We start from the raw sequence: 12,491 nt of genomic DNA on the forward strand, positions 1-12,491 counted from the left end.
CGGCCCTGGGCGATGAGGCGCTCGAGGACCTCCGGCGAGGTGGTGTTCTCGCCGAGCCGATTGGGCTTGCCCTCGCCGTGGTAGTCGCTCGACCCGGTGATGGCGAGGCCGTATTTGACCGCCAGCATCGTCAGCCGGGCTGTGGCCTCCGGCTTGTTCTCCCGGTGCCGGAGCTCCAGACCGAACAGGCCGGCCTCCACGAGGGCGGCCAGTCGACTCTCCGCCATCACGTCGGCGACGCCGCGGGTGGCCGGATGCGCGATCACCGGCACGCCCCCGGCGGCGCGCACCAGGGTGACCGCGCGCAGCGGGTCCGGCGCGTAGTGCGGCTGGTAGTAACCCGCCTCCCAGTGCAGGATTCCAGCGAAGGCCTCGCTGCGGGTGAGCGCGAGCCCGTTGGCGACCAGTGCGTCGGCGATGTGCGGCCGGCCCACGGTGCCACCGGTAGTGGTCTGGGCCAGCACGTCGTCCCAGGTGATCTCGTAGTCGGCTCCGATCCGGGCCACCATCTGCTCGGCGCGGGTCAGCCGGGCCTTGCGGATGTGCGCCGTCTCGGCGACGATCCCCGCGTCCGACGGGTCAAAGAGGTAGGCGAGCAGGTGGATGCTGGCGTGGCCGACCCTGGTGCTGAATTCCATGCCGGGGATCAGGGTGATGCCCGCGGTGCGGGCCGCGACGGACGCTTCGGACCAGCCGGCCGTTGAATCGTGATCGGTGAGCGCCACCGTGCCGAGGCCGGCAGCCGCTGCGGCGCGCACGAGCTGAGAGGGGGTCTCGGTGCCGTCGGAGACGCTGGAGTGGGTGTGTAGGTCGATCGGACCCGTGGAACGCCGTTCGACTGCCATGTGCCCATGCTAGTTGGAGCGGGCCGGGCTGGTTGGAACGGGCGGGGCCGGTTGGAGCGTGCTGGCAGGAACTTCGCCTACAGTGACTGGTCTATGCTCACCGCCCTCGCCCGCATCGTCGTCGTCCTGGTCGGCGCCGCCACGCTCGCCGTGCTCGCGTGGCCGCAGTTCTTCGGCCTGCAGAACGCCGGGGTCGTGGCGCACGCGGTGTCGCTGCGCGGCCTGGCGGTCGTCGTGGCGGCGGTCCTGCTCGTGGTCCTGGCCGTGGTACTGGTACTGGCGCGGCCGATGCGCGGCACGACGGCGCTCCTGATGGTGTTGTTGCTGGCCTTCGGTGCTGTGAACATTGGCATCCTGCTGCACCGCGGGGTCGGCTCGGACGCTGCCGCGAGCTCCGAAACGACTGCCGCGCCCGCGGATGCCGCTGCCTCGATCACGGTTCTCAGCTGGAACACTCTCGGCGACGCTCCCGCCGCGGAGGCCATCGCCGCGCTCGCCGTGGCCGAGGACGCCGACGTTCTCACCCTGCCGGAGACCACCGAAGAGACCGGGGTGCGCATCGCCGAGGCCCTGCGCGCCGCCGGCCGGCCGATGTGGGTGCACACCGTGTCCTTCGACCTCATCTCGAAGGCACGGTCGACGACCCTGCTGATCAGCCCGGACCTCGGCGACTACACCGTGACCAGCGCCGCGGGCTCCGGCCCGCCCGGCAACACGAACGTTCTACCCACCGTCGTCGCGGTGCCCGTGGACGGTGCCGGGCCCACCATCATCGCGGTGCATGCCGTCGCCCCCATCCGGTGGGAGATGGCGAACTGGCGCTCAGACCTCGACTATCTGGCCGGGCAGTGCAGCACGGAACGCACCGGCAGCGGTGGAGTGATCATGGCGGGTGACTTCAACGCCACCCTCGACCACTTCGCCGGGCGCGCCACCGAGCCCGGCGCCGTGCTCGGCGACTGCCGGGATGCCGCCGCGACGACCGGCTCCGGCGGGCTCGGAACGTGGCCGGCCGCGGCACCCAGCCTGCTCGGCTCCCCCATCGACCATGTCCTCGCCACCGCCGACTGGCACATTGAGCGAATGCGGGTGATCGACACCCAGGACGACGCGGGCAGCGACCACCGCCCAATCGCTGCGACGCTGACGACCGGCTGACGCTGCCGGGCACGCTGGCGTGGACAGCCCGCTGGTGGGACAGCCCGCTGGTGGGACAATGGAGAAATGGCTGACTCCATCGACACCGCACCCGCCCCCGCCGCCCGCTCGAACGAGAACCGGTCGACCACTCCCGGCTCAGAAGGCTTCAAGGCGTACATCTCCAGCGGTTGGGCCGACCGCGCCGAAGACGTGCCCGCAGCCCGCGAACAGGCTCCGTACGCGGCCGCCCGACGCGCGCGCATCTCGGAGCTCCACCCCGGCCACCGCCTGATCGTCCCCGCCGGTCGCCTCAAACAGCGTGCCAACGACACCGACTATCCGTTCCGCGCCCACAGCGCCTTCGCGTACCTCACCGGCTGGGGCAGCGACTCGGAGCCCGGCGCGGTGCTGGTGTTCGAACCCACCGGCACCGGCCACGACGCGACCGTGTACTTCCGCGAGCGCGCCGGCCGGGACTCCGACGAGTTCTACGCCAACTCCGAGATCGGCGAATTCTGGATCGGCCCGCGCCCCTCCATCGCCCAGGTCGCCGGCGACCTCGGCGTCACGGTGCGCGCCATCGACGATTTTGCCGAGGTGCTCCGCCGCGTCGACAGCGAGACCCTGCTCGTGCGCGAGGCGGACCCCTTCCTCACCGGCCAGGTCGACGACGCGCGCTTGCGCAACGCCGCGGAGAAGATGCTCACCACGAACGCGGCCGACGCCCCGTTCAGCGTCGAGATCAACGGCGCCCACGACGCGGATGCCGGCCTCGCCCGCGACCTGTCCGAGTTGCGGCTCGTGAAGGACTCCTACGAGATCGGCCAGATGCGCCTGGCCGTTGCGGCCACCGCCCGCGGCTTCGAGGACGTCATCCGCGACCTGCCCCGCTCCAGCAGCCACGAGCGCGGCGAGCGCCTGGTCGAGGGCGTCTTCAACACGCGCGCGCGCGCGGACGGGAACACCGTCGGTTACGACACCATCGCGGCATCCGGCCCGCACGCCTGCATCCTGCACTGGACCCGCAATGACGGCCCCGTTCTCCCCGGCGACGTGATGCTGGTGGATGCCGGTGTGGAGGTGGACAGCTACTACACGGCCGACATCACCCGCACCCTGCCCGTCACCGGCACCTTTTCCGACGTACAGCGTCGGGTCTACGACGCTGTCCGCGAAGCCGCGGACGCCGCGTTCCTGGTCGCCAAGCCGGGCGCGATCTTCCGTGAGGTGCACGCTGCCGCGATGGCCGTCATCGCCCGGCGCACCGCCGAGTGGGGCATGCTGCCGGTCACCGCCGAGGAGGCGCTCAAGCCCGAGAACGGCCAGCACCGCCGGTACATGGTGCACGGCACCAGCCACCACCTCGGCCTCGACGTGCACGACTGCGCCCAGGCCCGCCGGGACATGTACATGGACGGCGTCATCGAACCCGGCATGGTCTTCACGATCGAACCCGGCCTGTACTTCCAGCCGGACGACCTGACCGTGCCCGCCGAGTATCGCGGCATCGGTGTGCGCATCGAAGACGACATCCTGATCACCGAGACCGGCGCCGAGAACCTCTCGGTCGGCATCCCCCGCAACTCGGCCGCGGTCGAGGCGTGGATCGCCGCGCTGCAGGCCTAGCGGTCGCGGCCTCGTTCGGCCACAACTGTTGCCACTGCGGTCAATTGCGCCCGGTGTGCCGGGCGCAATTGACCGATTCGGGAACAGTTAGGGCTGGTTGGCGGGCGGGGCGACCTCGCCGTAGGCGGGGCGCCCCGCCGGAGCTGCCGGAGCTGCCGGGGTGTCCGGCGTTGCCGGCTGGTCGCTGATGGGGTCGGTGGGCTCGGCGGGCGGCTGCGGCTGCGGCTCGGACGCGGAGCGCGGCGGGTCGGACGGGTGCGGAGCGGCCGCGGCAGCGGACTCGGCCTGGCCGGCCAGCAGGTTGCGGGCCTTGTGGAGCAGCTCGGCGTCCACGATCACCTGGTAGTTGCCGGCGATCACCTGCATGGTCGAGGTGAAGTCCTTGCGCCGTCGGTTGAGCGCGTAGCTCACCAGGCCGAAGAGCATGCCGAACCCGGCGCCCATCAGCACGGCCGCGAACAGGAACGGCAGACCGGCGCCGTCCGGCGAGAAGACGAAGAACAGCAGCCCGAAGAACACACCCAGCCAGGCGCCGGATGCCGCGCCGGCCAGGGCGACCCGGCTCCAGGTGAGCTTGCCGGTGACCCGTTCGACGGTCTTGAGATCGTTGCCGACGATCGCGAGCTGCTTCACGGGGAAGTCGGCCTTCGCGAGGCGGTCCACCGCCAACTGGGCTTCGTTATAGGTCTCGTACGTGGCCAGGATCTCGCCCTTGGGCAGAACGGGGTACAGGGCGGAGGCGCGCGGGCCGAACGGGCTCTTGTTGGACATGCCCCCATTCTTCCACGCCGCCCGGGAATCCCTGATGAGCGTGCTGTGCATCCGTCGGGAGAATGCGCCCGGACCGCACCCAGCCGCTGCACCATGCGCACCGGCTAAGTTATAAGTGTGGCAAACACCAGAGTCTTCGTCGCCCGATTGGCCGGGTGCAACGTCTTCGACCCCGCGGGCGACCGCGTGGGCAAGGTCCGCGACGTGCTGGTGGTCTACCGAAAAAACGACCCGCCCCGCGTGGTCGGCCTGATCGTGGAAATCCCGGGCAAACGCCGGGTGTTCGTGTCGATCGGCCGCGTCACCAGCATCGGCAGCGGCCAGATCATCACCACCGGCCTGATCAACGTGCGCCGCTTCGAACAGCGCGGCGGCGAGGTGCGTGTGATCGCCGAGATGCTCGGCCGGAACGTCGCCTTCAACGACGGCAGCGGCGAGGCCACCATCGAAGATGTCGCCATCGAGGAATCCGGCCAGGGCGACTGGGCGATCGGCCAGCTCTTCGTGCGCCGGCCTAAGACCGGCTCCTCACCGTTCGCGAAGGGCGCCACCGCGTTCGCGAACTGGGCCGAGGTCTACGAGAAGGTCACCGCCGGACAGTCCCAGTCCGCCGAGCAGCTCATCGCCACCTATTCCGACATGAAGCCGGCCGACCTCGCGAACACGCTGCTCGACCTGCCGCGCCAGCGCATGTTCGAGGTGGCCGAGGAACTCCCGGACGGCCGCCTGGCCGACGTGCTCGAGGAGATGCCCGAAAGCGAACAGGTGGGCATCCTCACCCGGCTCGGCGACGCCCGCGCCGCCGAGGTGCTCGACCACATGCAACCGGACGATGCCGCCGACCTCATCGCCCAGTTCCCCGAGGAGCGCGGCGAACACCTGCTCGACCTGATGGAGCCCGAAGAGGCCGACGACGTCCGGTTCCTGCTCTCCTACGCGCCCGATACCGCCGGCGGCCTGATGACCACCGAGCCGATCATCGTCTCCGCCGACGCCACCGTCGCCGAGGGCCTTGCCCTCATCCGGCGGCACGACCTCGCGCCGGCCCTCGGCGCCGCGATCTGCGTCACCCTGCCGCCATACGAACCGCCCACCGGCCGGTTCCTGGGCATGGTGCATTTCCAGCGGATGCTGCGCTACCCGCCGCACGAGCGCCTCGGCACCCTGCTCGACCTGGGCCTGGAGCCCGTCACGGCGGACACCTCCGCGGCCGAGGTCAGCCGGATCCTGGCGAGCTACGACCTGGTCTCCGTGCCCGTGGTCGACGAGAACCACCGACTCGTCGGGGTGGTGACGATTGATGACGTGCTCGACTACCTGCTCCCGGATGACTGGCGAAGTCACGACGACGGCGACGAGGTACGTAAACGCGCCACGGCGAGAACCCAGCTGGTAACAGGAAGCATCCCGCTGCCGGGAGTACGGAGGCACGGCAATGGCACGCGCTAACAAGAGCGAACTGCGCCTCGACACGCCCAAGGGCCTGCGCACCACCAACATCGTCGGCCGCAAGCGGAACGGCCGCAGCAACGACAGGTTCGGCCGGTCCACCGAGGCGATCGCCCGCGGCATGGGTACCCCCTGGTTCCTGATCGGGCTGTCCGCCCTCGTGGTGTTCTGGATCGCCTGGAACACCCTCGCCCCGGAGGGCCTCCGGTTCGACTCCATCGAGCTCGGCTTCATCGCCCTCACCCTGGTGCTCTCGCTGCAGGCGTCGTACGCGGCACCGCTGATCCTGCTCGCGCAGAACCGGCAGGACGACCGCGACCGGGTGCAGTTCGAGCAGGACCGGCAGCGCGCCGAGCGCAACCTTGCCGACACCGAATACCTCGCCCGTGAGGTCGTCGCCCTGCGCCTGGGCATGAAGGACCTCGCCTCCAAGGATTTCCTGCGCGCCGAGCTGCGCGCCCTCCTCGACAACCTCGACCAGCGTGACGAGCAGGAGCGTCGGGAGCGCGAAGCCGCCCGCGACCGGGAGAGCCGCGAGCTGGAAAGCCGCGAGCGCGAAGCGAGCCCCCGCACCGGCCCGCACGAGGTGCATCCGTTTGACTGAGAACCGGGTCCGCGCCGCCCTCGCCCGCGTCATCGACCCGGAGATTCGCAAGCCCATCACCGAGCTCGACATGGTCTCCGGCGTCACCATCGACGCGGACGGCGGCGCGACCGTGAGCATCCGCCTCACCATCGCCGGCTGCCCGGCGGCCACCCGCATCGAGACGGATGTTCGCGAAGCCGCCGAGTCCGTCGTGGGCGCGGGCCTGGCCCGCGTGGTGGTCTCCGTGATGACCCCCGACCAGCGCCGGGCGATGACCGAGAAACTGCGCGGCGGCCAGGGCGCCCGCACCATGCAGTTCACCCCGGAGTCGCTCACCCGGATTTACGCGATCACCAGCGGCAAGGGCGGCGTCGGCAAGTCCACCGTCACGGCCAACCTCGCCGTCGCCCTGGCCGCCAGGGGCCTGCGCGTGGGCATCGTCGACGCCGACGTCTACGGGTTCTCCATCCCCGGCCTGCTCGGCCTGGTCACCCCGCCTGGAGTGGCGGGCGGCCAGAGCGGAATGGTCAAGCCCACCCAGGTGGGCGACATGATCCTGCCGCCCATCGGCTTCGACGTGAAGGTCATTTCGATCGGCATGTTCGTCGACGACACCTCGGTCGCCGTCGCCTGGCGCGGCCCGATGCTGCACCGCACCATCACGCAGTTCCTCACCGAGGTGTACTTCGGCGACCTCGACATCCTGCTGCTCGACCTGCCTCCTGGCACCGGCGACATCGCCATCTCGGTGGGCCAGCTGCTGCCCCACGCCGAGGTCATTGTGGTCACCACCCCGCAGCCCGCGGCCGCCGACATCTCCGAGCGAAGCGGCGCGGTCGCCCGGCAGACCGGCCAGAAGATCTACGGCGTGATCGAGAACATGGCCGGGCTGATGCAGCCCGACGGCACCCTGCTGGAGGTCTTCGGCGCCGGCGGGGGCGCGGAGGTCGCGGCCCGGCTTTCCGCCGGGCAGGACACCCCGGTGCCGCTGCTCGGCCAGGTGCCGCTGTCCGTGGCGCTGCGGAGTGGCGGCGACACCGGCCTGCCCGTCGTACTTGGCGAGCCCGCCGACCCGGCGGCCGTGGCCATCCAGGCCATTGCCGAGCGGCTGGCCACCAGGGGGCGCGGCCTGGCCGGGCTGAGCCTGGGCATCTCTCCGCGCTGACCCGCAAGCCGCGTGCGTCTGCTCAGGCATCCGCCCGGCGGGCGTGTCTAAACTGGCCAGCATGACTGCTCCCACAGTTCCCTCGTCCGCGCCTTCGTCAGCTGGAACCGACGCCTCGCGCGGGCTCCCGTTCCTGGTCGAACTGGACCGCGACATCCGCTCGACCACGCGCGAGACGGCCGCGGTCATCGCCCCGTTCACCGGCGAAGGGCTGCACGCCCTGCCGCTCAGCAGCGAGCACGACGTGGCGGATGCCTACGCCCGCGCCCGCCTCGCCCAGATCGCCTGGGCGCGCTCCGGGTTCGCCCACCGCCGCGCCGTCCTGCTGCGCGCCCACGATCTGGTGCTCTCCCGCCGTGAGGAGCTGCTGGACACCCTGCAGACCGAGACCGGCAAGACCCGCGGCCATGCGTTCGAGGAGATCTTCCAGGCCGCCGGAGTCACCCGGTACAACGCCCTGGCCGCCCGCCGGGTATTGGGCGGCGAGCGCCGCCGCTCCGGCCTGCCCGCTCTGGCCACCACCCGGGTGCGGTACCGGCCCAAGGGCGTAGCCGGGGTCATCACCCCGTGGAACTTCCCGCTCAGCCTGGCCGCAATGGACGTGGTACCCGCGCTGGCCTCCGGCTGCGGGGTGGTGCAGAAGGCCGACAACCAGGGTGCGTTGAGCATCCTGCTGCTCCGTCGCGCCTTTATCGACGCCGGCGTGCCCGCCGACCTCTGGGCCGTGGTCACCGGCGCCGGTGCCACCATCGGCAGCGCCGTCACGGCGGGCGCCGACTACGTGTGTTTCACCGGCTCCACCGCCACCGGCCTGACGGTCGCCGAGCAGGCCGCGCGCACCCTCACCGGGGCGTCGCTCGAACTGGGCGGTAAGAACCCGATGATCGTGCTCGACGACGTCGATCCGCACCGCGCAGCCGCACAGGCCGCGTACGCCTGCTTCTCGTCGATGGGGCAGCTCTGCGTCTCGATCGAGCGCCTCTACGTGCAGCGGGCGGTGTCCGAGCAGTTCCTGCGCGAGTTCGTGACCGTGACCCGGGCGCTCCTGCTCGGTGCAGGTCTGGACTACCGGGCGGATGTGGGCACGCTCACCTCCCAGGCGCAGCTCGACCGGGTCACCGAACATGTGGCCGACGCGATCGAACATGGTGCCACGGTGCAGGCCGGCGGGCGGGCCCGGCCCGACCTCGGCCCGTACTTCTTCGAACCGACCATCCTCACCGGCGTCACCCCTGAGATGCTCTGCTCCGCCTCCGAGACGTTCGGTCCGGTGGTCTCGGTGTCGATCGTGGACACCGAGCAGGAAGCCATCCTCGCCGCCAACGACAGCGACTACGGGCTGAACGCCTCGGTGCTCAGCGGCTCAGCCCGCCGGGGCCTGCGAGTGGCCGCGGCCCTCGAGGCGGGCAGCGTGAACGTCAACGAGGGCTACCGCGGGTCGTTCTCCTCCGTCGCCGCCCCGATGGGCGGCGTGAAGGGCTCCGGCCTCGGCCGCCGGAACGGACCGGAGGGGTTGTTGCGCTTCGTGAACCCGGTCACGATCTCCCGGGCCACCGGGCTGCTGCCGCTGCCGACCACGGGGGCCGGGTTCGCCCGGATGGCAGGCCCGATGGTGCTCCTGGCCCGCACTCTGAAGACGCTCCGCCGCCGCTGACGGACCGCGCGGACGCATCCACCGAAGGGGATGGCGGTTAGGTGGCCTCGGAGTCGAACGGCGCCGGCCCGGTGAGGGCCCCCTCGCGCGCGCGCTTCCGCTGCAGGTACGCGCTGTCGGGGTTGGGCCCGGCCCTGGACACCGTCGCGGACTGGCCCTTCACCGGCTCATCCTCGGTCAGGGCTTCCCGGATGATGCGGCGCGGGTCATACTGCCGTGGGTCGAGCTTCTTCCAGTCGACGTCGTCGAAGTCCGGACCCATCTCGTCCTTCATCCGGTCCTTGGCACCGTTGGCCATGTCCCGCAGCTGGCGCACCAACCGGCCGAGCTGCGCCGCGTAATGCGGCAGCTTCTCGGGTCCGAGCAAGAAGACGGCGATGATCCCGATGAGCAAGAGCTTCTCGAACGTCAGACCGAACATGCCCTCAGAATATCCCCCCGGCGAGGCGTCCCAGAACCACGGGCACGCCGGCCGTAGTCTTGATCCAATCATCTACTGGAGTTGCGGAATGTCTGACAAAGATCTGAACTGGAAATTCGCCGACGACGCGGTGGTGGAAAGCGACGCCCTGGCTCGGGCCCGGCAGCAGTCGCACGAACTCGGCATCGAAGCGATCGCCCCCTCGGTGGGCGCGCAGTCGGCTGTCATCGCCGCCGCCACCGGTGCGCGCAGCATCCTCGAGGTCGGCACCGGCGCCGGCGTCTCGGGCATCTGGCTGCTCACCGGTGCTCCCGGTGCCACTCTCACCTCCATCGACCTCGAAGTCGACCACCTGCAGCACGCCAAGGCCAACTTCCACGAGGCGGGCATCCCGCCCAACCGGGTGCGCCTGATCACCGGCCGCGCCGCCGAAGTACTGCCGCGCATGAACGAGAACTCGTACGACATCGTGTTCGTGGACGCCGACCCGCAGTCGGTCATCGAGTACGTCGAGCACGGTCTGCGCCTGGCCCGCCCGGGCGGCACCGTGCTGGTCGCGCACGCCCTCTGGCGTGGCCGCGTGGCCGACCCGGTGGCCCGCGACGACGTGGCCACCGGCTTCCGCACCCTGCTCAACGAGATCGCCTCCTCGAAGGCCGTGATCAGCGCCCTGTCCCCCGTCGGCGACGGCCTGCTGCAGATCACCAAGCTCCGCGCCTAACCGTCGCGCGGATACAGCAATCGGCTGTGCGGAACACCGCACAGCCGATCATCCGAAAAATCGTTGCTACGCAGCCGGGGTGACTACTCCGGCGAGCGCATCGTGAAGCTCCTTGGCTTCAGCGTCGTTCACAGAGACGACGAGTCGACCTCCACCTTCGAGCGGTACACGCACGATGATCAGGCGCCCCTCCTTTACAGCCTCCATTGGCCCGTCTCCGGTCCGTGGCTTCATGGCCGCCATGAACTCCCCTTCCATTCGTAGTCTGTACTCCTATTATCGACCATTCGCCCGTCAGACAGTAATTACGGCGGCGTCCAATCGGCCCCGTCGACCCCCCAACAGAGCAGAAGCCAGCCCCATTGGCCACAGATCAGCGCCAGTGTGACCACAACGCGGTACAGGATGCTATGCGGTACAGCGAGCGCCCCGAGCAGCGGGAACATCGGCATCAACAACCGGAACGTGCTCGACTGCGGGAAGAACACCGCGAGCAGGTAGAGCGCGTAGGACACCGCCCACAGGCGGAGGTCCACGCCGAGGCCGCGCACCCAGGGCGTGAACATCGCACCGGTGAAGGCCAGGATCAGGGCGATCACGGCCAGGATGCCCACCGGCTGCCCGAGCCACCACACCCCGCTCTGGAACCAGGCCGTGAACGGCACCAGCTCCTGATAGCCGATGTACGCCGACCGCCAGGACAGTTCGGTGTCGGTGTAGGCCGTCATCGACCCGGTGACAACCCAAGCGAGAGCCGGCCAGGCCAGGCCCATCACGCCGCTGAACACGGCCACCGCCGACGCGGTCCTCGCGATCCGCGCCGGAAACGGATTGCGAGCGCGGCTGTACCACCGGTGGCCCACGTGCAGTGCCAGGAACAGCGCGAACGCGAGTCCGGTCGGCCGGGTGAGCGCCATCACGAAGATCACGGGCACCAGCGCCAGGTAACGCCGTTCCAACACCAGGAGGAGGGCCAGGGTGAGGAGCATCAGCTGCATCGACTCGGCATAGCCGAACTGCAGCAGCGGCGACAGCGGGGCTGCGCAGAACAGCACAACGGAGAACAGCGCCGTGGAGTGCGATTGCACCCGCCGCATCAGCCGGTAGAACAGCAGCGCCGTGACGAGGCTGCAGGCCACCGACACGAAGACGGCAACGGGCTCCCAAGCGGCTCCGGTGAGCAGCATGAGCAGGCGAACCAGCACGGGGTAACCCGGCATGAAGGCCCACGCGTTCTCCCCGACGTGGCCATCCGCGGTGACCGGCAGCACCGAGGGGTACCCGCCGACGGCCACGATGTTGTACCAGAGGGAGTCCCACATGGTGGCGAAGTCCGCATACCCCGGTTTCGCCGGCGTCCACGGGTTCTGCCCCTGCACACTCGCCAGCATCAGCACCAGCGTGGTGGTGACCACCCTGGTGAGCCCCCAGATGGCCATCACCTTCGCCCACCATGGCACCAGCCGGTACCGGGCGCGCCAGCGCGCCGGCACGGTTCCGCCACGGCGGCGCACCTGCGTGGCGGAGGTGCGTGGTGTCGCCACGGGTCAGCCGACGGCAGCCGTCAGCCAGGCGCGCAGGGCGTCCTCGCAGTCGGTGATCTGGCGAAGGGCCACCCGCTCGTCGTCGGCGTGTGCCTTGAGCGGGTCGCCGGGTCCGTAGTTGACGGCCGGGATGCCCAGCGCCGAGAACCTGGCCACATCGGTCCAGCCGTACTTGGGCCGGGGTTCGGCGCCGACGGCCTCGAGGAATTTCAGCGCCAACGGGGCGTCCAGTCCGGGGCGGGCGCCCTCGGCGAGGTCGACGACGGTGATGTCGAAACCGGCGAACAGCTCCTCCAGGTGCGCCACGGCCTCCGCGGCGGTGCGGCTGGGCGCGAACCGGTAGTTCACGTGCACCATGCACTCATCGGGGATGACGTTGCCGGCGATGCCGCCGCTGATGCCGACGGCGTTCATCGCCTCGTGGTAGACGAGGCCGTCGACCTCGACCTCCTGCGTCTCGTATGCCGTGAGCCGGCCGAGCACGACCGCCGCCCCGTGGATCGCGTTGCGCCCGTTCCACGGCCGCGCCGAGTGGGCCGCGACGCCGGTGACGGTCACGTCCACGCGCA

Annotated in this window: 13 protein-coding genes; 7 read left to right on the top strand and 6 right to left on the bottom strand. The window is 70.2% G+C overall.

Annotated elements, in window-relative coordinates:
- The coding region (locus JWP54_RS08735; protein ID WP_297370476.1) for a PHP domain-containing protein at positions 1–845 on the bottom strand (845 nt) is incomplete at its 3' end.
- A gap of 93 nt (positions 846–938) precedes the next feature.
- On the opposite strand from JWP54_RS08735, the gene JWP54_RS08740 reads away from it, so the two are divergent.
- Both JWP54_RS08740 and JWP54_RS08745 read left to right on the top strand, forming a co-directional pair.
- Complete coding sequence (locus tag JWP54_RS08740) at positions 939–2,003, top strand: endonuclease/exonuclease/phosphatase family protein (protein WP_297370479.1); 1,065 nt, start codon at positions 939–941, stop codon at positions 2,001–2,003.
- Positions 2,004–2,069: 66 nt separating this feature from the next.
- The gene (locus JWP54_RS08745) at positions 2,070–3,611 is read left to right on the top strand and encodes an aminopeptidase P family protein (RefSeq protein ID WP_297370482.1); all 1,542 of its coding nucleotides are present in this window, start codon (positions 2,070–2,072) and stop codon (positions 3,609–3,611) included.
- Positions 3,612–3,698: 87 nt separating this feature from the next.
- On the opposite strand, the gene JWP54_RS08750 is transcribed toward JWP54_RS08745, so the two are convergent.
- Positions 3,699–4,382, bottom strand: coding sequence for a general stress protein (locus tag JWP54_RS08750; RefSeq protein ID WP_297370485.1), 684 nt, complete (start codon positions 4,380–4,382; stop codon positions 3,699–3,701).
- Positions 4,383–4,499: 117 nt separating this feature from the next.
- Here JWP54_RS08750 and JWP54_RS08755 point away from each other — a divergent pair, with 117 nt between their 5' ends.
- The 4 genes from JWP54_RS08755 to JWP54_RS08770 all read left to right on the top strand — a co-directional run bounded on the left by JWP54_RS08755 (position 4,500) and on the right by JWP54_RS08770 (position 9,236).
- Positions 4,500–5,831: a CBS domain-containing protein gene (locus tag JWP54_RS08755; RefSeq protein ID WP_297370488.1), complete on the top strand. Its 1,332-nt coding sequence runs from the start codon at positions 4,500–4,502 to the stop codon at positions 5,829–5,831.
- Positions 5,818–6,435 (top strand): DUF1003 domain-containing protein, encoded by a 618-nt coding sequence (locus JWP54_RS08760; RefSeq protein WP_297370490.1) that lies wholly within the window; start codon positions 5,818–5,820, stop codon positions 6,433–6,435. The genes JWP54_RS08755 and JWP54_RS08760 overlap by 14 nt, the downstream gene beginning before the upstream one ends.
- On the top strand, positions 6,428–7,582 hold the full coding sequence (locus tag JWP54_RS08765; RefSeq protein WP_297370493.1) for a P-loop NTPase: 1,155 nt from the start codon (positions 6,428–6,430) through the stop codon (positions 7,580–7,582). The genes JWP54_RS08760 and JWP54_RS08765 overlap by 8 nt, the downstream gene beginning before the upstream one ends.
- A 61-nt stretch (positions 7,583–7,643) precedes the next feature.
- Positions 7,644–9,236 carry a succinic semialdehyde dehydrogenase gene (locus JWP54_RS08770; RefSeq protein ID WP_297370496.1) on the top strand — a complete coding sequence of 531 codons (1,593 nt, stop codon included), beginning with the start codon at positions 7,644–7,646 and terminating at the stop codon, positions 9,234–9,236.
- Positions 9,237–9,273: 37 nt separating this feature from the next.
- Here the strand turns inward: JWP54_RS08770 and JWP54_RS08775 are convergent, their stop codons facing one another.
- The gene (locus JWP54_RS08775) at positions 9,274–9,657 is read right to left on the bottom strand and encodes a twin-arginine translocase TatA/TatE family subunit (RefSeq protein ID WP_297370499.1); all 384 of its coding nucleotides are present in this window, start codon (positions 9,655–9,657) and stop codon (positions 9,274–9,276) included.
- An 88-nt stretch (positions 9,658–9,745) separates the two neighbouring features.
- On the opposite strand from JWP54_RS08775, the gene JWP54_RS08780 reads away from it, so the two are divergent.
- Positions 9,746–10,378 (top strand): O-methyltransferase, encoded by a 633-nt coding sequence (locus JWP54_RS08780; protein WP_297370503.1) that lies wholly within the window; start codon positions 9,746–9,748, stop codon positions 10,376–10,378.
- A 66-nt stretch (positions 10,379–10,444) separates the two neighbouring features.
- On the opposite strand, the gene JWP54_RS08785 is transcribed toward JWP54_RS08780, so the two are convergent.
- The 3 genes from JWP54_RS08785 to JWP54_RS08795 form a co-directional block, all read right to left on the bottom strand.
- The gene (locus JWP54_RS08785) at positions 10,445–10,621 is read right to left on the bottom strand and encodes a DUF3117 domain-containing protein (RefSeq protein ID WP_297370513.1); all 177 of its coding nucleotides are present in this window, start codon (positions 10,619–10,621) and stop codon (positions 10,445–10,447) included.
- A gap of 62 nt (positions 10,622–10,683) precedes the next feature.
- A complete protein-coding gene (locus JWP54_RS08790) occupies positions 10,684–11,922 on the bottom strand; it encodes a hypothetical protein (protein ID WP_297370506.1) in 1,239 nt (412 codons plus the stop codon).
- Between the two features lie 3 nt (positions 11,923–11,925).
- Positions 11,926–12,491: peptidase dimerization domain-containing protein (locus JWP54_RS08795; protein WP_297370509.1), on the bottom strand; the 566-nt coding region annotated here is incomplete at its 5' end.

The organism is Cryobacterium sp. (genome assembly GCF_025463825.1).
In the GTDB taxonomy this organism is placed as follows: Bacteria; Actinomycetota; Actinomycetes; order Actinomycetales; family Microbacteriaceae; genus Cryobacterium.

Coding starts and splice junctions, on each gene's coding strand:
- JWP54_RS08740 (WP_297370479.1), top strand. CDS start 939: ATGCTCACCGCCCTCGCCCGCATCGTCGTCGTCCTGGTCGGCGCCGCC.
- JWP54_RS08745 (WP_297370482.1), top strand. CDS start 2,070: ATGGCTGACTCCATCGACACCGCACCCGCCCCCGCCGCCCGCTCGAAC.
- JWP54_RS08750 (WP_297370485.1), bottom strand. CDS start 4,382: ATGTCCAACAAGAGCCCGTTCGGCCCGCGCGCCTCCGCCCTGTACCCC.
- JWP54_RS08760 (WP_297370490.1), top strand. CDS start 5,818: ATGGCACGCGCTAACAAGAGCGAACTGCGCCTCGACACGCCCAAGGGC.
- JWP54_RS08770 (WP_297370496.1), top strand. CDS start 7,644: ATGACTGCTCCCACAGTTCCCTCGTCCGCGCCTTCGTCAGCTGGAACC.
- JWP54_RS08775 (WP_297370499.1), bottom strand. CDS start 9,657: ATGTTCGGTCTGACGTTCGAGAAGCTCTTGCTCATCGGGATCATCGCC.
- JWP54_RS08780 (WP_297370503.1), top strand. CDS start 9,746: ATGTCTGACAAAGATCTGAACTGGAAATTCGCCGACGACGCGGTGGTG.
- JWP54_RS08785 (WP_297370513.1), bottom strand. CDS start 10,621: ATGGCGGCCATGAAGCCACGGACCGGAGACGGGCCAATGGAGGCTGTA.